We start from the raw sequence: 21,757 nt of genomic DNA on the forward strand, positions 1-21,757 counted from the left end.
GTTTAGCTAGATTTCTTTGATTTGTGCATGGCCAATTAAAGCAAGACGATTTTCGTAATCAATTCGCAATAAAATCGCAATTGCAATCGACATAATCACCAAACTGGATCCACCATAACTCACCAGTGGGAAGGTTAAGCCTTTGGTTGGTAATAAACCTGAGGCAACGCCTAAATTTACAAAGCCTTGTAAGAAGATCCAAATCGCAATCCCGAAGGCTAAAAAACCACGGAAACGCTCTTCTAATTTCAGGGCATCTTTACTGATTTTTAGCGCACGTAATGCTAAAGCAACCAATAAGATAACTATTGCAACAATGCCAATAAAGCCAAATTCTTCGCCGATAACTGCCATGACAAAGTCAGTATGTGCTTCAGGTAAATATTCCAATTTTTGCACCGAATTACCCAAACCTTGCCCCCAAAACTCTCCTTGTCCAAACGCCATTTGTGAATTTGAAAGCTGGAAACCATCACCATAAGCATCCGCAAATGGATCCATAAATGAGGTTACACGTTTTAATCGATATTCCGAAGTTAGCACTAAAAAAGCAAATAAGATCGCCGCTGCAATACCTAAAAACAGGAACTGAATAATTCTTGCGCCCATAATAAACAGCATCGCAAAGGTTAAAACGAATAATACAAATGTACTACCAAGATCGGGCTGCAACAGTAACAAGATACCGAAAATGGCCAAAATCACCATAGGACGAATAAAGCTTGCTCGTTTGGTACGCATTTCGTCATATTTACGCACATAGAAACTTGCGAAATAACAAATAATCGCAAGTTTTGCCAATTCTGCAGGCTGAAAGTTGATCGGCCCTAATGGAATCCAACGGGTTGCGCCATTCACATTGCGCCCAAACACTAGTACGACAACTAAAAAGATAATTGAAATTAAAAAAAACGGCACATTACGTTTTTCCCAACTTTCCGCTGGAATCTGCACCACAATTGCAAACGCAAATAATGAAGCAGCCAAATACATTCCGTCACGTACAGCAAAATAAAAGGGATCATTATTTAAACGGGTACTTACTGGAATGGAGGCTGAAGTTACCATCACAAAACCAATGATCAACAACCCGAAAAAGATCCAAACCAACGTACGATCATAAAGTGAATTACTCGGTGTTAATCGCACCCATTTATCCCATTCTGTCTTAAATTTTTCTAACATATTAAGCGGTTACTTCCTGAGCTAATTTTACAAATACTTGTCCACGTTCTTCGAAGTTTTTAAATTGATCAAGGCTTGCACAAGCGGGCGATAACAGCACCATATCGCCTTTTTTCAGTTGTGGACGAATCTGTGCTATCGCTTGTTGCATCGTTTCAACTAACACACTTTGGCTAGATAATTCCGCTAATTGTGCGCCATCTTGCCCAAAACAATAACAAACAATATTTGGTTTATTAATCAAATGGTTAAGCTCTGAGAAATCGGCAGCCTTACCGTCACCGCCCAATAATAAATAGAGCGTGCCTTCCACCTGTAAACCATTAAGTGCCGCCACGGTGCTACCAACATTGGTCGCCTTGGAGTCATTTACCCAGCGCACACCATCATTGGTTTTAACCGCTTGGAAGCGATGTTCCAAACCGCCATAAACTTGTAGCGCTTTCACAATACCTTCACGAGAGATACCCGCTGCTTCCGCCAATGCAATAGCTGCTAACGCATTCATTTCATTATGACGTCCAGAGATCAACATTTCTTTGCTTGGAATAATAGCGTTATCTGCTGAATATAAAATACCGTTACGCATACTGTATTCTGCATTATGTTCTGCAAAACGAATCAATTTTTTGACCGCTTGTGCCTCAAGTGGGTAAGTCTGCATGTCTTCACCGTTTACGATAACATTTTCGGCATTATCGTAAATGCGTAATTTAGCTGAGCGATACTCCTCAATCGAATGATTGTAACGATCCATATGATCTTCACTAATATTGAGAATAGTTGCCGCCACTGCTTTAAGCGATGATGTTGTTTCTAATTGGAAGCTTGATAATTCCAATACAAATAGCTGATAATCTTCACGTAATAGACTCAACACTGGCACGCCAATATTTCCCCCCATACCAACTTTAATCCCCGCTTGTTTCGCCATTTCAGTAACTAAAGTTGTTACCGTGCTTTTTCCGTTTGCGCCTGTAATCGCAATAATCGGCGCTTTTGCTTCACGTACAAATAGCTCAATATCGCCGACAACTTCCACACCTGCATGGATTGCTTGTTGAATTGCTGGGGTTGCTAGCGCAAGTCCTGGGCTGATTACGATTAAATCTGAAGCTAATAACCACTCACTATTTAAGCTTCCTGTGTGTAATGGCACATTCGCAGGCAATTGATCTGCACCTGCAGGGTTTTCACGGGTATCAATAACTTGTACTTTGGCTTGCTTATCAGCAAAAAACTCGACACAGGATAAGCCCGTTTTACCTAAGCCAATAATTGTAATCACTTTATCTTTATATTGGTTTTGCATAATTTGAATCTCTTTATAATTTGTAAAAAATTGCACAAATCAGACCGCTTGCAAGCGAAAAAGGTGGGACAAGCCCACCTATTGATTAACGAAGTTTTAGCGTAACTAAGCCAACTAACACCAACATTAAAGTAATGATCCAGAAACGCACAATCACACGAGGTTCTGGCCAGCCTTTTAATTCAAAATGGTGATGAATGGGTGCCATACGGAAAATACGTTTTTGGCGAAGTTTGTATGAGCCCACCTGTAAAATTACTGAAAGCGCTTCTACCACAAACACACCGCCCATAATTACCAGCAATAACTCTTGGCGTACTAACACCGCTATCGTCCCTAATGCACCGCCTAATGAAAGCGAGCCAACATCCCCCATAAACACTTGTGCTGGATAAGTGTTGTACCATAAGAAACCTAAACCAGCGCCTACAATTGCGGTACAAAGAATAACTAACTCCCCCGCGTTTGGCACAAATGGAATATGTAAATATTGCGCAAAATTAAAGTTACCCGTTGCCCATGCAATTAATGCAAACGCAGATGCAACCATAATCGTTGGCACAATCGCTAAGCCGTCTAAACCGTCCGTAAGGTTTACTGCATTTGAAGTACCAACAATCACAAAATAAGAAAGAATAATAAAGAAAATACCAAGCTGTGGCATAAAATCTTTAAAGAATGGCACGACTAACTGTGTTGCTGCCGTGTCTTTACCTACTGCATAAATACTAAACACAGCAATTAACGCAATGACTGACAGCCAAAAATATTTCCAACGAGCAATTAAGCCATCGGTATTTTTGCGTTTAATTTTCCAATAATCATCCACAAAACCAACCGCACCATATCCAAATAACACAAACAGCACAAACCACACATAGCTATTGCGTAAATCTGCCCAAAGCACTGTACTTACCCCGATTGCGATTAAAATCATAATACCGCCCATCGTTGGCGTACCACGCTTTTTAAAATGGCTTTCAGGACCATCATTACGCACTTCTTGACCAAATTTTAAAAGTTGTAAACGGCGAATCACTTCAGGCCCGATCCACAAACCGATGCCTATTGCGGTTAGCAACGCCATAATCGCACGAAAAGTAATATAAGAGACAACGTTAAATGCAGTATTGTATTGGACTAAATACTCAGCAAGCCAAACTAACATAAAAAACCCTTGTAAAAAATTAAAATAAAAAAATGATTTTCCTCTGGCTCAGCAATGCGCCCATAAATTCTAAATAATTTGCACACTTGCTCTTAGCAGGAGAAGCGGATAACAGAACTTAACAACCTAACTTCGCCTCAGAGGATTTGGGGAGCTTAAATATTCCCTAACGATTGGCGAAGCGCCTCAATTAATGTTTCCATTTTTTGGCTACGAGAGCCTTTTGCCAACAACACAAGCGGTTGTTTTTCTGCAATTTTTTGCAAAATAACAGCTAATAAGAAATCGTGCATTGCTTGTTTATCGGTAAAGTGATGTGCAGAATCACGACTAATCACTGCGCTTTGTTTGCCAAAGCTCACAACTAAATCTAACTTTGCTTCATTCACAAAATCAGCTACTTGTTGGTGACAAGCTGCACTTTCTTCGCCCAGCTCAGCCATATCTCCCACGGCAAAAATACGGAATGCTGGATAATTTTTTAACACTGCCACCGCAGATTTCATTGAATCGACATTCGCATTATAGGTGTCATCAATTAACAAACAATTTTCATTAATTTCAATCGGATATAAGCGTCCTTTCACTTGCGAATGCTGTTCTAAGCCAGCTTTTACAGCCTGTAAATCTGCCCCAACTGCCATTGCCAGTGAAGTGGCGGCTAATGCATTACTAATATTGTGTACGCCTAAATACGGCAAATTAATCTCTAATTCGCCTTGTGGCGTATGTAACGAAAAACGAGAACCCGCTAGGCCTAATTCAACATTTTCTGCCCAAAAATCTGCATACGAATCTTGGTCTGAATCTGTATAGCTAAAAGATTGCAATTCGTGATCGCCAATTTCTGTTTGCCATTGTGGATAATAGTACGCTTGGTTCACAATCGCTTTACCACCTACTTTTAAGCCTCGGTAAATTTCACCTTTTGCTTGCGCCACGCCCTCAAGCGAACCAAACCCTTCTAAATGCGCTGCTGCAACATTATTTACTAAGCAAGCATCAGGCTGGGTCATTGCCGTGGTATAAGCAATTTCGCCAATATGGTTAGCGCCCAACTCTATTACAGCAAATTTATGTTTTGGTGTTAAACGCAATAAGGTCATTGGCACGCCTAAGTCATTGTTTAAATTACCAAAAGTATAAAGCACTTCATCTTCACTCGCGGTCATTTTTTGCAAAATTTTTGCAGTCATTTCTTTTACAGTTGTTTTGCCAGAAGAACCTGTCATCGCCACCGTTTTCGGATTGAGTTCCGTTTTCAACCATTTTGCTAATTCACCAAGAGCTAAGCGTGTGTCTTGCACCACAATTTGTGGTACCGTAGTTTCACATTCACGCTCCACCACAACAGCCACACAACCTTGTTCCACTGCGTTAGCTAAATAATTATGTGCATCAAAATTTTCACCTTTTAATGCAAAAAACAGCCCATTTTCGACCGCTTGTCGAGTATCAGTACTGATAGTTTCCACTGAAATTTCACATTCGCCAATTAAACGAGCATTTAATATTTCAGCAATTTTTTGAATTGTGAGTTTTATCATTTAAATCTATCTTCAAATTTTTGTTACTTTTTATACCGTTCAACGCATAGGCTTACAAATACTTCTTCGCCGTTTCCTGATCAGAGAAATGATGCTTCGTTGTACCAATAATCTGATAATCCTCATGCCCTTTGCCCGCAATTAAAATCACGTCTTTGCTATTTGCTTGTTCAATTGCCGTTTTAATTGCCTGTTCACGGGCGTGAATCACTTGCACTTTTTCGGGTTGAATAAAACCTTTTAGAATATCCGCCATAATTTTAGCGTTATTTTCTGTTCTTGGGTTATCGTCCGTCGCAATCACTTTATCCGCCAATTGTTCCGCAACCGCCGCCATCATGGGACGCTTACCCGCATCACGATCACCACCACAGCCAAAAATACAATAAAGTTCGCCTTCGGTATGTAAACGAGCAGCTTGTAACGCTTTTTCTAATGCATCTGGTGTATGTGCATAATCTACTAATACCAGCGGTCGATTTTCTGGATTTTTTGGCGAGAATACGCATTCCATACGTCCTGCCACCCCTTGCAGAAGCGGTGCAGTTTCAATCAGTTTTTGCAAATCATGTCCAAGTACTAATAAGCTTGCCAATGCTGTAAGTAAGTTATTTACGTTAAAAGCACCGATTAAGCGACTTTGTAGCTCACCGTTACCCCAGCTTGATGCAAAACTGATATTTACGCCTTGTAAGCTAAAGCTTACCTTGGTTACTTTTACAAATTTATGTTCACTGCTGAAGTTAGCGTCAGTACTTACCGCTACTGCATTTGGTAATTTTGCCAACCATTGGCGCCCGATTTCATCATCGGCATTCAGCACTTGCGCTTTGGTATTTAACTCGCTAAACAAACGGAATTTTGCTTGTGCGTATTCTTCCATCGTGTTGTGGTAATCAAGGTGATCACGACTTAAATTGGTAAATACCGCTAGATCGTAACTTAATGCTTCAGCACGATACTGCGCTAAACCATGTGATGAAACTTCCATCGCACAAAAATCCGCGCCCAATTCAACAAAATCAGCTAAATTGCGTTGCACTTCAATTGCCGAACCTGTGGTATTTGTCGCTTCTTGCACCTTGCCATACAACCCATTGCCAATCGTGCCCATGACCGCCGATTTTCCGCCTAATAGATTGTGCCATTGTGCAAGTAGCTGTGCACTGGTGGTTTTACCGTTAGTGCCAGTTACGCCAACTAATGTAAGTTTATCCGATGGATTAGCATAAAATGCGCCCGCAATTTCCGATAAAATTCTCGGCAAATTTGGTACTGAAATCACCTTACAAGCGGTGCGATCTAAATTATATTTTGCAAATTTAGCATCTAATTCAATTTCATCCTGCCCTTCATCCGCTTCTGCCAATACTAAAGCAGCGCCTTGCTCAATCGCTTTTTGGATAAATTGGCGACCATCTACTTGATGACCATTTAGCGCAACAAATAAATCGCCTTCCGAAACTTGGCGAGAATCAAGCGTCATTTGCTTTAGCGGTTTCAATTCTGCAACCCACGCATCAAGTTCGGTAAGAAAAGGAAGTAAACGTTTCATATTTGTTCCTTAATTTACTTTTTGTTCTGATTTTATTTCACGTACAGCGCTTTCGTTGTCTGTGAGGTTATCAGGTTTGATATTTCTTGCTTTAAGTGTATAGCCCATAATACTTGAGAATAATGGTGCCGACACCGAACCACCATAATAAGCACCTGCTTTAGGTTCGTTAATCAACACAACTAACGCAAAGCGAGGATCACTTGCTGGCGCTACACCTGCGGTATAAGCGATATATTTTTCTACGTACTGTCCCTTTTCTAACTTACGTGCCGTACCTGTTTTTACTGCCACTCGGTAACCATCCACTGCGGCTTTCTGACCACCTTCGCCTTTTTGTGCTACGCTTTCCATCATATGTACCACATCACGAGTGATTTTCTCGGGTAACACACGTTCACCAATAACAGGCGGATCCACGCGAGTAATAGAAAGTGGACGATAAATACCGAAGCTACCCAAGGTTGCATACGCTCGTGCTAGCTGTAATGGCGTAACATTTAAACCATAACCGTATGCCATAGTGGCACGCTCAATATCTGACCAACGCTTCCGATCACCATTCGTCCCTTTTTGTTCGCCTAAACCTAGTCCCGTATCTTTACCAAAGCCGACTTTGGTATAAGTATCAACCAAAGCGGTAGATGGCATACGCAATGCCAAACGACTCACCCCAATATTACTCGATTTTTGCAAGATTCCTGTTAGCGATAAGCTTTCACGAGGTGCAACATCTTTGATAGTATGTCCATTAACTACGAACGGACGAGTATTAATCACTTCATCACGATAAGTTGCGCCATTTTGTAAAGCGGTTAAAACGACCAAAGGTTTAACCGTTGAACCTGGTTCAAAGGTATCGGTAATCGCACGGTTACGCATTAATTCAGGCTTAAAGCTATTGCGTTTATTTGGATTAAATGAAGGCGCATTTGCCATTGCTAAAATTTCGCCCGTTTGTACATCAACTAATACTGCCGTACCTGATTCCGCATTATTAGCAATCACCGCTTCTTTAATCTTTTTATACACTTCCGATTGTAATTCTTCATCAATGCTTAACATTACGTCTTGCGGATCGTATTGTTTTTCATCTCGAATATTTTCAATCACATTACCTCGTGCATCTTTACGGATCACTTGACGGCCATTTTTACCAATCAATAGCGAATCAAAACTACGTTCCAAACCTTCTGTACCATGTACATCATCAATATCGGTAAAACCAATCAGCTGTGAAGCTTCTTCTGCTAATGGATAAAAACGGCGAGATTCTGCTTTTAATACCATGCCATCAATCTTGAGATCTTGAGCGTAATTAGCAATGCTTTCCGATTCATGACGGGCAATATAAATAAAACGCTGGCGAGCAACTTTATACAAACGCCCCATTAAATCACTATATTTTTCACCAATTGCTTTAGCGATGGCTTCTAGTTTGGAACGATCTAATTGTGCAGCAGCAATCTCCTGTGCTACAAACTGTGAATTAGGATTATTACGTACATTCGCAATTAGTGTGTTGTAATCCAAACCTGTAGCTTGAGCGAGTAAAGTCCAATAACCTTCGCTTTTGGTGTTTAAAATATCACGAGGGTCAAATTCAACTTTTTCTTTCGATTTATTTTTCTTTTCAATAAAATCGCTCACACTTTTTTCAATTTTACTTTTAGAACTACCTGTTTCCATTGCAAGCAATTTCCAACGTTCCGATGAGCGCTTTAATTTGCTATCAAAATATTCACGAGGGTCTAAAGTGAGCGAGTACATTGGTACACTAATAGATAAGAAACGCCCGTCACGATCTAAAATGCGACCACGAGTAAATGGAAGTTCTTTAGTGCGAAGAGAGCGATTATTAGCTTCATTGATAAGGCGTTCAGAATCAAATAATTGAATATGTGCGACTTTTGCAATTAACGCACCTGCCATAATGAGAATAAGCAAGCTAACGACGCCAAAACGAATAGGTAAATAACTGGGTTCATTTTTTACGTTAACTTGTTTTTTTGTGTCGGTACTTAGTTCCTTCGGAACAGATTTACGCTTTAGTTTAACTGATTTTGCCATTATTTATTCAACCAAAATAACTTCTTGCTCTTTTTTAATTTGTTGTAACCCAAAACTTGCTGCAGCGGCTTCAACACGAGATTTCTGGCTTTTCGCATGTTCTTCTAACTGTAAATGGATATATTGATTTTCCAATTTACGATTTTGTTGAACTAACTTTCCTTGCTCTGCAGTAAGCAAGCGTGTTTGATGAGTAATCCAAATTGTTCCAATTGCAGTGAGCACTGTTGCGATCATTAAAATCAGCGCAACTTTATTATTTCCAGTTAAATCATCCAAAATAATTTGATGAAGCGGGTAACGTTCATTACTTGCCATTCGTTAAATCCTCTATCTTTTTTCCGCAATACGTAGCACTGCACTACGTGAGCGAGGGTTTGCGGCAATTTCAGCCTCGCTTGGCATAATTGCTTTACCAATTGTTTTAAGCGGAATATTTTTATTCAATTCTGATTCTAAAATTGGCAGACCTTTTGGTACATCAGCCCCCTTACTATTCTTTCTCATAAACTGTTTTACCATTCGGTCTTCCAGAGAATGGAAACTAATAATCGACAACCGCCCTTCTGGTGCAAGCACACTTAATGCAGACTGTAACGCCTTTTCTAGTTCATCCAATTCACTATTAATAAAAATACGAATAGCCTGAAACGAACGTGTCGCAGGATGTTTGTGTTTATCTTTAAACGGCACTGCCTCTGCAATAATTTGTGCTAATTGCAATGTGCGAGAAATTTTGTCTGTTGCAGATTTATTATAAGAAACGACCGCTTGTGCGATACGTTTCGCAAAGCGCTCTTCGCCAAAAGTTTTCAATACCCAAGCTAAATCATCCACCGAAACTTGTGCCAGCCATTCTGCTGCGGATAAACCTTTTGTTGTGTCCATTCGCATATCAAGTGGCCCATCTCGCATAAAGCTAAATCCACGTTCCGCATCATCCAATTGTGGAGAAGAAACCCCTAGATCTAACAATATACCGTCGATTTTACCCACTAACCCTAATTGCTCACACACTTCTGGAATCGCAGAAAATGCGGTATGCACAATTTGAAAACGGCTGTCATGAATGGTATTTGCCTCTGCTATCGCTCGAGGATCTCGGTCGGTCGCAATTAAGCGCCCGCGTTCGGAAAGTTTGGAAAGAATGAGTCGAGAATGACCGCCTCGCCCAAAAGTACCGTCAATATAAATACCGTTTGGCTTAATCGCTAACCCCTCAACGGCTTCATTTAATAACACGGTAATATGCTTATGGACTGTCTCATTCATTATTTGTTCCAACTTACTGATTTAGCTATAAAGAAAAGGTTTCTAAGGCTTTGCAATTCAAAATTTTATAAACCCACAACGCCAAGTAAAAGACCCAAATTTTATCGGTTAGTTGTTCATCGGGCAAGCTGTTTTACCGTTTTGTTAGGTAAAGATAAGTAGAAAAGAAAATTCCCTTATTTATTTCAAAATCTGGATTGTTTTAACCGTTCCAATCCCAAATTGTTCAATACTATCAAACGGTTTCATTCATTAGTAATAAACAACTTTGAGGGCTGATCAAAAAAGCGGCCGAATTTGTAAAAAATTTTGCAAATTCGACCGCTTATAAAAGGATTGAAATTAGATAATTACATTTGCTAAAGCAATACCTACGCAACAAGCAGTAATTACGCCGACTAAACCTGGTGCCATAAAGCTGTGGTTGAAGTAGTATTTACCAATTTTTGTAGTACCTGTTACGTCAAAGTTTACTGTTGCAATATCTGATGGATAGTTTGGAATAAAGAAGTACGCATAGGTTGCTGGCATTAAACCGACTAATAATGGCGCGGGTAAGCCAATGGCGATACCAACTGGTAATAACATTTTTGCGGTTACTGCTTGGCTGTTTACCACCACTGACACTGCAAATAAAGCAAAGGCGAATGTCCACGGTTGCGCTTTAATCATTTCCGTTACACCTTCTTTAAATGAAGGCATCGCATAACTAAAGTAAGTATCACTCATCCAAGCAATACCGAAAATCGCAATGGTTGCCACCATACCTGATTTAAACACTACACCATTCGGTACTTTTTTCACATCTGTTTTGGTTAGCACTAAAATTAAACCACCAAAAGTCAGCATCACAATTTGAATGATTTTATCCATACCAGCGGTTTTGCCCGTGTCTGCCATAACAGGTTTGATTGATGGAATCATTGCAATAATCACAATCGTTGCAATCGCTGCTAAGAAAAGATATACCGAATTTTTCGCACTTGAAGGTAATTGCTCATCTAATGAAGTTGAACTCGTTTCTTCAATTTGTTTACGCAATACAGGATCTTGCATACGGCGTTGATATTCTGGATCATCCTCAAGCTCTTTACCACGGCGTAAGCTATATAAAGACATAGCAAGCACACCCACAAATGTGGCTGACATGGTTACTGCCACAATATTTAACAATGTTACCCCTTCAAAGCCAGGTAATTTAGTGATTTCCGTTAAATAATATGCAACAGCAGCAGAAAGTGGGCTACCTGTGATCCCTAATTGAGAAGCAACGGAAGCGGCTGCCATTGGACGTTCTGGACGAATTTTATTTTTTAAAGCAATATCGCCGATAATTGGCATGATTGAATAAACAGAATGGCCTGTACCTAACATTAAGGTCATAATATAGGTCACGAGCGGACCAAGAATGGTAATACGTTTAGGATTGCTACGTAAAATACGTTCAGCAATTTGTAACATAAATTTCAAGCCGCCAGCAGCTTCAAGTACAGAGGCACAAGTAACTACAGCTAAAATCACCAACATTACATCAATTGGTGCTTTTGAAAGTGGCATACCAAGGAAAAACACTTCCACGAATAAACCAATTCCTGAAACTACCCCCAAGCCGATACCACCGTAACGGCTCCCCGCATAAAGAAATGCTAATAAAAGCAAAAATTCTGCATAAAGCATATAATCTCCAAAAATAATAAATAATCACCGTTTGCCAGTTTACTTGAGCTCGGATGATGATTCCTTGCACTTGATCAAAACTGCATAACACTTTAGTAGTAGTCATACGAAATTTTGCACAAATATAACTACCTTTGACACACTTCAGTGGCTCTGCTGTTTCAGCTACTACAATAACCGATATTTTGTCGAATAAAAACACCCTAAAACATATGAATCTGTTGATAATTTATTCATTTTACAAAATAAATATTACCTATTTTATTTATGGTATTTTCGTCTTACAATAATAAAGAGTATCATACTCATTAATTATCTTTATTTATAACTTTAATACAATAAAATATAAAAGGATGACATATGAAATCTAACATTAAATATATTGCTATTGCAGTATTCACAAGCTTGCTTTCTCTTTCTAGCCAAGCTTCTGGTGAGAAAGAACCTTATACTCAAGCAGGGTTTACCGTACGCCAAGCAGAACAGCAAGCTCCAATCCACTGGGTATCAATCGAGCAAATTAAAAACAGTTTAAAAGATACTCCACCTATGAATGTAAGCTTTGATATTGATGATACTGTTGCTGCAACGAGTGGATGCTTTTATTATGGTCAGCAGAAATACTCTCCCAATGATCATAGCTATCTAAAAAATCAGGATTTCTGGGATGAAATTAATGCAGGGTGTGATAAATATTCAATTCCTAAGCTCTCTGCAAAAGCATTAATTGAAATGCACCAAGCTCGAGGCGATCAAGTTTTCCTCATCACAGGCCGTACAGCGGGTAAAGATGATCAAGTTACGCCAATTCTCGCAAAAGCACTCGGTATTAAAAATATGCAACCTGTTAATTTTACAGGGGGACAAAAATCAGAATATAAACAAGGTAAAACCGCTGCTATAATTAAATACAAAGTACAATTGCACTATGGCGACAGCGATGATGATATTCTTGCAGCCAAAGAAGCAGGTATTCGAGGCATTCGTGTATTACGTGCAGCTAACTCAACTTATATTCCTCATCCACAAGCTGGAGGCTATGGCGAAGAAGTTTTAATTAACTCAAGCTACTAGTAATACGCTACAATAAAAGCTGTTGATATTGTTCAACAGCTTTTTTGTTGGAGCCTCTTATGATCGAAGTTTATCTACTTGTTATTCCATTTTGTTTCTTTATCAGCCTTTGTTCTTCATTTGCTCGCAAAGGTTTTTTAAGAGCAGTTCTACATAGTTTATTACTGGCACTAAGCTGGCCTATTTCACTTCCGTTGCTTGCGCTAAAACGCTTGTTTAAGCGCTCTCACTAATATTTTTGAATTTATAAGCGGTCAGATTTTTGCTTATTTTTGCAAAAAAATCAGCAAAACAGACCGCTTTCCTCTTCTCTTCTTTGTATTATCTATTTCTTTTTCTAAAAAAACACTTGCATACAACTGAATAAAAATGCAAAATAAAAGCATAAATAATCAATTATGTTAATTTGGCATTGGATTAACAACTTGATGGCAAACGTTTGCTTTGTTAGAATTATGTGCCTACTTCTACAAGAAAGGTTAATGGCGACTCTCAAGTACCAACCCCATAAATTTTTAGGAGTAAAAATGTTTAACCCTACCCTTGTTATATCTGCATTTGGTATAACTCATTCGATAGCAAATGCTTTTGCTATTACAGCGCAATTCATTTTAAAGCATTCACGCCTTACCATTTCCAATTTCAATCACTCACGATCCCGAATAAGTTATTTCACTTATACAAGCGGTCAAATTTTTAAAACTTTTTACTTATAGCAGACACAGGAGCAATATCATGGCATTTAATCTTAAAAATAGACATTTACTCAGCCTTGTAAACCATACCGAACGTGAAATTAAATTTTTACTAGATTTAGCTCAAGATCTCAAACGTGCGAAATATGCAGGAACAGAACAACAACAATTAAAAGGCAAAAATATTGCATTAATTTTTGAAAAAACCTCCACCCGTACCCGCTGTGCATTTGAAGTGGCGGCTTACGATCAGGGTGCTCATGTCACTTATATCGATCCAACTTCTTCACAAATTGGTCATAAAGAATCAATGAAAGATACCGCACGTGTGCTGGGTAGAATGTACGATGCGATTCAATATCGTGGCTTTAAACAATCTGTAGTGCAAGAACTTGCTGACTACGCAGGCGTGCCAGTATTCAATGGTTTAACCGATGAATTCCACCCAACCCAAATGTTGGCGGATGTGCTGACTATGATCGAAAATTGCGAAAAACCACTTAGCCAAATTAGCTATGTATATATCGGTGATGCACGTAACAATATGGGTAATTCGCTCTTATTAATTGGTGCAAAATTAGGTATGGACGTGCGCATTTGTGCGCCAAAAGCGTTATTACCAGAAGATAGTTTAGTTGAGATGTGCCAAAAATTTGCTGAGCAAAGTGGGGCAAGAATTACTGTTACAGAAGACATCGACAAAGCAGTAAACGGTGTGGATTTTGTGCATACCGATGTTTGGGTTTCAATGGGCGAACCGCTTGAAACTTGGGGCGAGCGTATCGAGATGTTAATGCCGTATCAAGTAACGCCAGCATTAATGAAACGCACAGGCAATCCTAAAGTGAAATTTATGCACTGCTTACCCGCATTCCATAACAGCGAAACTAAAATTGGTAAACAAATTGCTGAAAAATACCCTGCACTCGCAAACGGTATTGAAGTAACTGAAGACGTATTTGAATCGCCAGCAAACGTAGCATTTGAACAAGCTGAAAACCGTATGCACACCATTAAAGCAGTAATGGTAGCGAGTTTGGCATAGTTTCGAGATTATAGTATTACACAAAGGTAATCCATAGGGCGAATACGGTTCGCCCTTACATTAAAACAGGAATATAAAATGAAAATCGTTGTAGCGCTTGGCGGAAACGCTTTATTAAAACGTGGCGAGCCGATGACCGCCCAAAATCAATCGGCAAATATCAAAATTGCGGCTGAACAATTAGCTAAAATCAAACCGAATAATGAATTAGTGATCTCACATGGTAACGGTCCACAAGTAGGCTTACTTGCCTTACAACACGCAGCATATCACACCCAAAATGCACAAATCGAACCCTATCCACTTGATGTATTAGTATCACAAACCGTCGGTATGATCGGCTATATGTTGCAACAAGAACTGACTAATTTAGTGCCAGATCACCCAACCATTACTGTGCTTACTCAAGTAATCGTTGATCCAAAAGATCCCGCCTTCCAAAAACCAAGCAAACCCATTGGTCAAGTTTATACAAAAGAAGAAGCAGAAGCATTAGCTGCTGAAAAAGGCTGGACAGTGATGCCAGATGGTCAATACTATCGCCGTGCCGTACCAAGCCCATTACCAAAAGGCGTAACAGGGATGGATTCAGTAAAAGCATTATTGGCAAACAATAATATCGTGATCTGTGGTGGTGGTGGCGGTATTCCAAGCTACTATAATGAACAAGGCGATTTACAAGGGGTTGAAGCGGTAGTAGATAAAGATTTATGTACCGCAGTGATTTCACAACAGCTTGATGCCGATTTATTTATTATCGCAACCGATGTCAAAGCCGCTTGCTTAAACTTCAATAAACCAGGCCAACTTCAAATCGCCAAAGCAAATCCTACTGAATTAGAAAAATTAGCAGATGAATTTGCTGCTGGTTCAATGGGACCAAAAGTTAAGGCAGTGATTAACTTTGTAAAAGCAACAGGTAAAGATGCGGTTATTGGCTCACTTTCTGAGATTGAAGAAATCGTAAAGGGCAACGCAGGAACCCGAGTGACCAACAGCATTTCAGGCATTGAGTTCTACAAATAATAAACGGTCAGATTTCATAATACCTAGCACGAGCCGTGCTAGGTTAGCAACTCCGTTGGAGCTGGAAATAAGGTAAGCTACTCAACAGCCTAGTCACCACGCACAGCTCGTGTGTGGTAGGAAAGAGGCAAGCGGTCAGATTTCCTGAAGATTTTGCAATTCTCCCTTCTCTCTCGCAAAGGGCGAGAGTATACAGAAAATCGTGCGTGAGCAATAAAATTTTATCAAAATACGACCGCTTACTGTTTTGCCCAAACGCTATTGCGCAGTTTTTCTGCAAAAAAGTCCATTAACACCTGCACTCGTTTTGGACGAAGTGGATTAGGTGGAGCAAGCAGATAAAGTGAAATAGGCTCAATTTTCCATTCCGCAAGTACAGACTGCAATTGCCCTCGACGAATCTCATCCGACACCATAAATTCAGGAATCACGCTAATTCCTTTGCCTGCCAATAACAAAGGCAAAAATACATCTGCTGTATTCGCTTGCATTTTAGGCTGAATCACTTGAGTAAATTCCCCTTGTGTTGCGTGGCGAAAAGTCCAACTTCGTGCATTTTTAACATTGGTATAAATTAATGCTGTCTGAGAAACAATATCTTTTGGGTGCTGTGGCGTGCCATATTCCGCGAGATAACTAGGTGTCGCAACCAACAACAACGCAACATTACATAAACGCTTAGCCAATAAAGAAGAATCTTCCAGCCGTGAAATACGTAATGCAAAGTCGAAGCGATCATCAATTAAATCCACCGTTTCATCCGCCAGATGCATATCAAGTTCAATATTCGGATATTGCTGACAAAACTCAGGCAGAAGTGGGGCAATTTCACGCAGTCCAAACGATAGTGGCACAGTAAATCGCACTTTTCCTTGAAATTGATCCACTTCATCACGCAATTGCGCTTCCAACGCCTCACCATCTGCTAATAATTGCTGGGCAAAAGCCTGCACTGTTTGCCCGCTTTCCGTTAGCACTAATTTACGAGAAGTACGCTGAAATAATGTCGTTTTCATACGTTCTTCAAGCCGAGAAATTGCTTTAGAAACCGTTGCTTGTGAAAGATTTAATACCTGCGCCGTCGCAGAAAAAGAACCTGTTTCCACCACCTTGGCGAAAATTGCCCAAGCTTCAAAATCAGGAAGTTTAGCCATGATTTGCTCCTATTGCATCATTTTTGGAATATATGTTATTCAATACATTCTATTTTATCAATTAAGAAAGCCCTCTATACTGCACTACATCAGCCAAACGGCTTATTAACCGCATTTTAGATAAGGAAAAAGTATGATAGAACATCGTCCATTTAATCAATTAGGTCACGCAGACTACGGCTGGTTACACGCAAATTATCATTTTTCATTTGCTAACTATTTTGACCGTCACCGTATGCATTGGGGAAATTTACGGGTATGGAATGATGATGTTATCGCCCCGCAAACAGGCTTTGATACACATCCACATAAAGAAATGGAAATTATCACTTATGTACGTAAAGGCGCTATTACCCACCGTGACAGCATGGGCAACCATGGTCGTACCGAAGCTGGCGATGTACAAGTGATGTCAGCAGGTTCAGGCGTATATCACTCAGAACACAATCTAGAAAATGAAGATACCACACTTTTCCAAATTTGGATTTTACCCACCATGGAAAGCGCAAAAGGTGCGCCTTCGTGGGGAACCCGCCAATTCCCGAAAGCCGATAGAAGCGGTCAATTTGTGGTGTTAGCAAGCGGTGTTGAAGGTGATGATGCATTACCAATCCGCACCAATGCCCGTGTGCTAGGCGCAACCATTAAAGCAGGCGAAACCGTGGAATACCACTTTGAGGACACAAACCGTTTTGGTTATTTAGTGCCCGCACAAGGTAAAGTAGCAATCAACGGCGTGCGTCTCGAAACTCGAGACGGTGCAGCAATCCACAATGAAACTGTGATCAAAGTTACCGCATTTTCTGATGCTGAAGTGGTATTGGTGGATACGGAGTAAATCAATACAAGCGGTTAAATTTCAACAAAATTTGACCGCTTATCACATAAAACAAAAATCCCCTAAACCATAAGATTTAGGGGATTTTATGTTATTTGTTGCTAAGATTATTTAGCTTGTGCTTTTTTTACCCATACTGCTGAGATAGAGAAAGCAACGATAAATGAAATTGCCATACCAACGGAGTACATTGCTAAGCTTTCTGGCTTGATTGAAGGCACACCTAAGAAACCTGCTGCACCTAATGCAATTGCTTTTACATTGAAGAATGCGATAAATGCACTCGCTAAACCTGAACCAATCATTGCCGCGATAAACGCTTGACGGTAACGTAAGTTCACACCAAACATTGCTGGCTCTGTGATACCTAATAATGCAGAGATACCAGATGGTACAGCCAAACCACGCACTTTAGCATCTTTCATTGCAAAGGCTACACCTAAACATGCAGCACCTTGCGCAATATTAGACATTGCTGCGATTGGGAAGATAAATGTACCGCCAGTATTCGCAACTTCTGCTAATAATTGTGTTTCTACCGCAATAAAGGTTTGGTGCATACCTGTGATTACAATTGGCGCATAGAAAGTACCAAATACCCCCCCGCCGATGAAACCTAATGTGTCATATAACCAAGTTAAACCTGTTGAAATGGCAGAACCTGCTTCACGACCAAATGGACCAATTACCGTAAATGCTAAGAAACCCGCGATAAATAAAGACATCATCGGCGTGACAAGGTTATCTAAATAAGAAGGCACGAATTTACGGAAGCCTTTCTCAAGCGTTGCTAATACCCAAGCAGAAACAATAGTCGGAATAACAGTACCTTGATAACCAACTTTTTCAATTTCTAAACCAAGTACGTTCCAGTAGGTGATTTTGCCTTCCATTAAGGTTTTTGCATAGTTCCAACCGTCTGCAAGTGCAGGGTGAACTAAAAGCATACCAAGTGCCGCACCTAAGAATGGGTTACCGCCAAATTTACGGGTTGCTGAGAAACCAAGTAATACAGGTAAGAATACAAACGGCGCGTTCGCAATTGTGTTAATAAAATCAACTAAATCTGAATATTCAGGGTATTTACTTACAACAGAATGACCTTCCCAAAAGAAGCCCACAGAAGTCAGCATTGAGTGAATACCCATTAATAAACCGCCCGCTACGATTGCAGGGATAATTGGTACGAAAATATCTGCTAAGCCTTTTACTAAACGTTGTAAAAGCGGTTGATTTGCAGCACCTGCAGCAGCGACTTCTGAAGTACTCATATCGCCGATACCCATTTGTTTTTGCATTTCAGCATGGACTTTATTTACAGTGCCAGAACCAAAAATAATTTGATATTGACCGCTGGTTGAGAACTGACCTTTAACGCCTTCAATGTTCTCAATTGCTTCTTTATCTACTTTAGATTCGTCCGCAAGGGTTAAACGTAAACGTGTTGCACAGTGTGCAAGCGTTGTAATGTTGCTTTTTCCACCGAGTTTCTCGATCGTTTGCTCCGCAATTTTCGGGAAGTTCATAGTTTGCCACCTAGTTTTATATAAAAATTAAACGATTGCATTTTAACTAAAACGGTTTAGCTAAAAAAGCAAATTTTGCTAAAACGTTTTAGTTTTGTCGATTGGATCACATTTTTAGCAAGTTTAGCAAAAAATTACGCTTAATTTTTGCACAAAATATATTTACTAAACACTATTAATTAATTTATCAGAGACTATTCTTCCCTGCTCAACCACTAATACTCGATCAAAAAACGCCTGACTTTCTGCTAATTGATGAGTCACCATTAATAAGGTTAGCCCAGCCTGTTCACAAATCGTGGCAACAAGCTGCTGTAGCTCTTCTCGGCGTTTTGGGTCAAGGGCAGAAAATGGCTCATCTAAAAGCAAAATTGGCTGTTTTCGTAACAAAGTTCTTGCCAATGCTACTCGTTGTTTTTGTCCACCAGAAAGTTGCTCTGCTCGACGCTTTAGTAAATCTGCAATCCCCATTTGCGTTGCGATATGCTGCACCTGCGTACGTTGTTCGCTATTTAAAATTAAACTCGGTACTAATGCCAAACCGATATTTTGTTCCACCGTTAAATGTGGAAAAACATTATTATCTTGAAACAACATAGAAACGGGGCGCTCTGCTACTTGAGTGGCGCTATGATTGCAAGCATTTAGCCAAATTTGACCGCTTGTTGGCATTTCAAACCCTGCGATTAGGTTCAGTAACGTACTTTTCCCCGCCCCACTTTCGCCCACAACCGCCACTTTTTGTCCTTTGGGAACGGCTAAATTAAAATTCATCGGCATTTGTTCATAGTTAAAATGCACATCTAAGCGAATCATTTTCTTTTCTCTTTATGTTCGATAAATAAAAACGGTAATAGGGTAAATAACATAAGCACCAGAGCAGTAACCGCTGCATCTTCCGTACGATAGCTCCCCAACTGTTGATAAAGTAGATAAGGCAGTGAGCTAAAATCAGGACTACCGAAAAAGGCGATGACTGCAAAGCTACCTAAACTGGACGACATCGCCAGCGCAAATGCACTGATAAGCGGTCGAATTAAATACGCTTTTTCAACAATCCACCAACGCTTAAAACCTGTTAAGCCAAGGCTTCGGGCTAATTTATCTTGCGCCGTTAGGGAATGCCACATTGCTGCAAAAATTAACCGATAAATATAAGGCAATAAAATCACACCGTTACACACGCCAACCAGCCACAGCAATTGGGTATGGCTTAATTCAACATCAATCAATAACATAAATAACCCAACGGCTAATAAAAACACGGGTAAAATCAGCGGGTAAGTCACTACGCTATTCAACAAAACATATTGCCATTTTTTATCTAAAAAAGCTAAACGGCGAGTTTCTAATGCAATTAAGTAAGCCAGTAATAACACTACACTAGAAGCGATTAGGCTCAATAAAAAAGAGTACCAAGCCGCTTCCCATAAAGTTTCATTCAACAAGCGTTCACTAACATTAGAAACAGAAATACCAGCCCAGATCACGCTCACAAGCGGTAAAATAATCACAAAAATTTGCAAAAAAAGTACCGCTTGTAAGCCAAATTTACGCCAGCCAATAGGCTTTGGCTTCCATAAATTGATAAGTGATTGAGGTTGTTTCGATACGTTAAACGCTCGTTTTGCGGTGAACTCCATCAGTAATTGCAAACCTAGCCCAATAACGAGTTGCACCATAATTAACTGAGTAGCTTTCGCAAAATCGAACTCGAAAGTGACCGCTTGATAAATAGCAACCTCTAATGTACTGTATTTTGGGCTTCCACCTAACATCAGCACAATCGGGAAACTGGTAAAACAGAGCAGAAATACATTGGTAAACGCATAAGGTAGAATATTTTTGAGTGCTGGTAATTCAATGATACGGAAATAGTTCCAACCATGCAAATAAAGCTGAGATGCTAAACGGTGTTGAAAATTTGGTATAAACTTTAAACCTTCTAAGCTATATTTCATCACTAACGGGATATTTAACATTAAATGTGCGAGTAGAATTCCTTGCAAACCGTAAAGTTGCACCTCCCACTTCCCCCCCAAAAATTGGATAATTTGTGCCATAAAACCCGTTTTTCCCCAAAAACCGATAATCGCAAAAATAATCACAAGAGAAGGTAACGCCCAGACAAAGGAAATGATTTTATACAGCGTGGCTTTACCAATAAAATCTAAATAAAAAAAAGCACGCGCTAATAGTACTCCAAATAATGTTGAAAACGCAGCTGATAAACCTGCTTGTAATAAGCTATATTTTAAAATAGGTAGGGTTTCAGCCAGTTGCCAAACTGTTTCCTCTTGTTGATATCCGACCAATGCAAAGAAGCTAAAAATATAAACGGAGACAATGGTAATATATATTAACCAAGCGGGGACTTTTGATACCGAATGAAACATCATTTCCTCATTAATAAAATTAATTGCGTCATTTTAACATTTTTTTAAACTATTTTTACGCAAACGTTTGGTTATATTTTGTCTTACTAAAATTGATATGAGGCAAACTTGACTCATTTTGATTAATAAATACGCTAATATTCCAATTTTATCGTAAGTTTTTCTGGTTTTGAGCGTGTTTTTAGATCTGATTTGTAGTAAAGTTAGCACAAATAGT

The 21,757-nt window shown here is 39.6% G+C and carries 18 protein-coding genes; 5 read left to right on the forward strand and 13 right to left on the reverse strand.

The features are described 5' to 3' along the window. Nucleotides 1-6 precede the first annotated feature (6 nt). From ftsW to F8M47_RS09635, 9 genes are all read right to left on the reverse strand, one after another. Nucleotides 7-1,185 carry a putative lipid II flippase FtsW gene (ftsW, locus tag F8M47_RS09595; protein WP_150539862.1) on the reverse strand — a complete coding sequence of 393 codons (1,179 nt, stop codon included), beginning with the start codon at nt 1,183-1,185 and terminating at the stop codon, nt 7-9. 1 nt (nt 1,186) lies between these two features. Beyond that, complete coding sequence (gene murD, locus F8M47_RS09600; RefSeq protein WP_150539863.1) at nt 1,187-2,497, reverse strand: UDP-N-acetylmuramoyl-L-alanine--D-glutamate ligase; 1,311 nt, start codon at nt 2,495-2,497, stop codon at nt 1,187-1,189. An 85-nt stretch (nt 2,498-2,582) separates the two neighbouring features. Then, on the reverse strand, nt 2,583-3,665 hold the full coding sequence (gene mraY, locus F8M47_RS09605; protein WP_150539864.1) for a phospho-N-acetylmuramoyl-pentapeptide-transferase: 1,083 nt from the start codon (nt 3,663-3,665) through the stop codon (nt 2,583-2,585). A 155-nt stretch (nt 3,666-3,820) separates the two neighbouring features. Further along, on the reverse strand, nt 3,821-5,212 hold the full coding sequence (gene murF, locus F8M47_RS09610) for a UDP-N-acetylmuramoyl-tripeptide--D-alanyl-D-alanine ligase (RefSeq protein WP_150539865.1): 1,392 nt from the start codon (nt 5,210-5,212) through the stop codon (nt 3,821-3,823). A 52-nt stretch (nt 5,213-5,264) separates the two neighbouring features. Continuing rightward, the gene (gene murE, locus F8M47_RS09615; RefSeq protein ID WP_150539866.1) at nt 5,265-6,767 is read right to left on the reverse strand and encodes a UDP-N-acetylmuramoyl-L-alanyl-D-glutamate--2,6-diaminopimelate ligase; all 1,503 of its coding nucleotides are present in this window, start codon (nt 6,765-6,767) and stop codon (nt 5,265-5,267) included. Nucleotides 6,768-6,776: 9 nt separating this feature from the next. After that, entirely contained in the window at nt 6,777-8,837 is a 2,061-nt protein-coding gene (locus tag F8M47_RS09620; protein WP_150539867.1) for a penicillin-binding transpeptidase domain-containing protein, read from the reverse strand. Nucleotides 8,838-8,840: 3 nt separating this feature from the next. Next, nucleotides 8,841-9,155, reverse strand: coding sequence for a cell division protein FtsL (ftsL, locus tag F8M47_RS09625; protein WP_150539868.1), 315 nt, complete (start codon nt 9,153-9,155; stop codon nt 8,841-8,843). 12 nt (nt 9,156-9,167) lie between these two features. Continuing rightward, on the reverse strand, nt 9,168-10,109 hold the full coding sequence (gene rsmH / locus F8M47_RS09630; RefSeq protein ID WP_150539869.1) for a 16S rRNA (cytosine(1402)-N(4))-methyltransferase RsmH: 942 nt from the start codon (nt 10,107-10,109) through the stop codon (nt 9,168-9,170). Between the two features lie 342 nt (nt 10,110-10,451). Next, nucleotides 10,452-11,786, reverse strand: coding sequence for an anaerobic C4-dicarboxylate transporter (locus tag F8M47_RS09635; RefSeq protein WP_150539870.1), 1,335 nt, complete (start codon nt 11,784-11,786; stop codon nt 10,452-10,454). Between the two features lie 360 nt (nt 11,787-12,146). On the opposite strand from F8M47_RS09635, the gene aphA reads away from it, so the two are divergent. From aphA to arcC, 4 genes are all read left to right on the forward strand, one after another. Next, nucleotides 12,147-12,860 carry an acid phosphatase AphA gene (gene aphA / locus F8M47_RS09640; protein WP_150539871.1) on the forward strand — a complete coding sequence of 238 codons (714 nt, stop codon included), beginning with the start codon at nt 12,147-12,149 and terminating at the stop codon, nt 12,858-12,860. A gap of 59 nt (nt 12,861-12,919) precedes the next feature. Continuing rightward, nucleotides 12,920-13,093, forward strand: coding sequence for a hypothetical protein (locus tag F8M47_RS12110; protein WP_167509616.1), 174 nt, complete (start codon nt 12,920-12,922; stop codon nt 13,091-13,093). Nucleotides 13,094-13,595: 502 nt separating this feature from the next. After that, nucleotides 13,596-14,600 carry an ornithine carbamoyltransferase gene (locus tag F8M47_RS09645; RefSeq protein ID WP_150539872.1) on the forward strand — a complete coding sequence of 335 codons (1,005 nt, stop codon included), beginning with the start codon at nt 13,596-13,598 and terminating at the stop codon, nt 14,598-14,600. 78 nt (nt 14,601-14,678) lie between these two features. Continuing rightward, nucleotides 14,679-15,626 carry a carbamate kinase gene (arcC, locus tag F8M47_RS09650; protein ID WP_150539873.1) on the forward strand — a complete coding sequence of 316 codons (948 nt, stop codon included), beginning with the start codon at nt 14,679-14,681 and terminating at the stop codon, nt 15,624-15,626. A gap of 239 nt (nt 15,627-15,865) precedes the next feature. Here the strand turns inward: arcC and F8M47_RS09655 are convergent, their stop codons facing one another. Next, entirely contained in the window at nt 15,866-16,780 is a 915-nt protein-coding gene (locus F8M47_RS09655; RefSeq protein WP_150539874.1) for a LysR family transcriptional regulator, read from the reverse strand. Nucleotides 16,781-16,913: 133 nt separating this feature from the next. Here F8M47_RS09655 and F8M47_RS09660 point away from each other — a divergent pair, with 133 nt between their 5' ends. Further along, nucleotides 16,914-17,618 carry a pirin family protein gene (locus F8M47_RS09660; protein WP_150539875.1) on the forward strand — a complete coding sequence of 235 codons (705 nt, stop codon included), beginning with the start codon at nt 16,914-16,916 and terminating at the stop codon, nt 17,616-17,618. A 107-nt stretch (nt 17,619-17,725) separates the two neighbouring features. Here F8M47_RS09660 and F8M47_RS09665 read toward each other — a convergent pair whose 3' ends face one another. From F8M47_RS09665 to thiP, 3 genes are all read right to left on the reverse strand, one after another. Further along, a complete protein-coding gene (locus F8M47_RS09665; RefSeq protein ID WP_150539876.1) occupies nt 17,726-19,144 on the reverse strand; it encodes a sucrose-specific PTS transporter subunit IIBC in 1,419 nt (472 codons plus the stop codon). A 165-nt stretch (nt 19,145-19,309) separates the two neighbouring features. Beyond that, the gene (gene thiQ, locus F8M47_RS09670; protein WP_150539877.1) at nt 19,310-19,960 is read right to left on the reverse strand and encodes a thiamine ABC transporter ATP-binding protein; all 651 of its coding nucleotides are present in this window, start codon (nt 19,958-19,960) and stop codon (nt 19,310-19,312) included. Beyond that, the gene (gene thiP, locus F8M47_RS09675) at nt 19,957-21,540 is read right to left on the reverse strand and encodes a thiamine/thiamine pyrophosphate ABC transporter permease ThiP (protein ID WP_150539927.1); all 1,584 of its coding nucleotides are present in this window, start codon (nt 21,538-21,540) and stop codon (nt 19,957-19,959) included. Before thiP ends, thiQ begins: the two co-directional genes overlap by 4 nt. Nucleotides 21,541-21,757: the final 217 nt, after the last annotated feature.

This window comes from Actinobacillus vicugnae (assembly GCF_901687125.1).
Classification (GTDB): domain Bacteria; phylum Pseudomonadota; class Gammaproteobacteria; order Enterobacterales; family Pasteurellaceae; genus Actinobacillus; species Actinobacillus vicugnae.

Coding starts and splice junctions, on each gene's coding strand:
- murF (WP_150539865.1), bottom strand. CDS start 5,212: ATGATAAAACTCACAATTCAAAAAATTGCTGAAATATTAAATGCTCGT.
- ftsW (WP_150539862.1), bottom strand. CDS start 1,185: ATGTTAGAAAAATTTAAGACAGAATGGGATAAATGGGTGCGATTAACA.
- F8M47_RS09655 (WP_150539874.1), bottom strand. CDS start 16,780: ATGGCTAAACTTCCTGATTTTGAAGCTTGGGCAATTTTCGCCAAGGTG.
- arcC (WP_150539873.1), top strand. CDS start 14,679: ATGAAAATCGTTGTAGCGCTTGGCGGAAACGCTTTATTAAAACGTGGC.
- F8M47_RS09620 (WP_150539867.1), bottom strand. CDS start 8,837: ATGGCAAAATCAGTTAAACTAAAGCGTAAATCTGTTCCGAAGGAACTA.
- rsmH (WP_150539869.1), bottom strand. CDS start 10,109: ATGAATGAGACAGTCCATAAGCATATTACCGTGTTATTAAATGAAGCC.
- F8M47_RS09645 (WP_150539872.1), top strand. CDS start 13,596: ATGGCATTTAATCTTAAAAATAGACATTTACTCAGCCTTGTAAACCAT.
- ftsL (WP_150539868.1), bottom strand. CDS start 9,155: ATGGCAAGTAATGAACGTTACCCGCTTCATCAAATTATTTTGGATGAT.
- thiQ (WP_150539877.1), bottom strand. CDS start 19,960: ATGATTCGCTTAGATGTGCATTTTAACTATGAACAAATGCCGATGAAT.
- F8M47_RS09665 (WP_150539876.1), bottom strand. CDS start 19,144: ATGAACTTCCCGAAAATTGCGGAGCAAACGATCGAGAAACTCGGTGGA.
- F8M47_RS12110 (WP_167509616.1), top strand. CDS start 12,920: ATGATCGAAGTTTATCTACTTGTTATTCCATTTTGTTTCTTTATCAGC.
- thiP (WP_150539927.1), bottom strand. CDS start 21,540: ATGTTTCATTCGGTATCAAAAGTCCCCGCTTGGTTAATATATATTACC.
- mraY (WP_150539864.1), bottom strand. CDS start 3,665: ATGTTAGTTTGGCTTGCTGAGTATTTAGTCCAATACAATACTGCATTT.
- murE (WP_150539866.1), bottom strand. CDS start 6,767: ATGAAACGTTTACTTCCTTTTCTTACCGAACTTGATGCGTGGGTTGCA.
- F8M47_RS09660 (WP_150539875.1), top strand. CDS start 16,914: ATGATAGAACATCGTCCATTTAATCAATTAGGTCACGCAGACTACGGC.
- F8M47_RS09635 (WP_150539870.1), bottom strand. CDS start 11,786: ATGCTTTATGCAGAATTTTTGCTTTTATTAGCATTTCTTTATGCGGGG.
- murD (WP_150539863.1), bottom strand. CDS start 2,497: ATGCAAAACCAATATAAAGATAAAGTGATTACAATTATTGGCTTAGGT.
- aphA (WP_150539871.1), top strand. CDS start 12,147: ATGAAATCTAACATTAAATATATTGCTATTGCAGTATTCACAAGCTTG.